Origin of the sequence: Lactobacillus delbrueckii subsp. bulgaricus (assembly GCF_046938665.1) — a bacterium.
Classification (GTDB): Bacteria; Bacillota; Bacilli; order Lactobacillales; family Lactobacillaceae; genus Lactobacillus; species Lactobacillus delbrueckii_C.
In genome coordinates this window covers 1-278 of the sequence record NZ_JBKZCD010000097.1, presented here as the reverse complement: position 1 = coordinate 278, position 278 = coordinate 1, and the positions used below count along the sequence as shown (strand labels likewise).

The following is a 278-nucleotide window of genomic DNA, read 5'->3' as shown; positions in this document are numbered from 1 at the left end:
TACACGCTCAAGGACGAAGAAACTAAGACTGTTACTAGAACTATCAACTACGTTGACTCAGTAACTGGCAAAGCAATTCCATCCGAACTTGAACCTTCAGTAACTCAAACTGCTACTTTGACCCGGTCAGTAATTTACGACAGCAAGGGCAACAAGATTGGCTACGGTACTGTCTCAGCAGACGGTAAGAGCTACACCCTTAACGACAGTTACAAGGTTACTGGATCTTGGGATGAAAAGAAGTCAGCTGATCTGTCTAGTCACGGCTATACTGCACC

At 45.0% G+C, this 278-nt stretch carries 1 protein-coding gene; it reads left to right on the top strand.

Translation table 11 applies throughout. From position 1 onward, the window contains the following. A partial coding sequence (locus tag ACLUXO_RS10385; RefSeq protein WP_412137465.1) for a mucin-binding protein occupies positions 1-278 on the top strand: 278 nt, incomplete at both ends.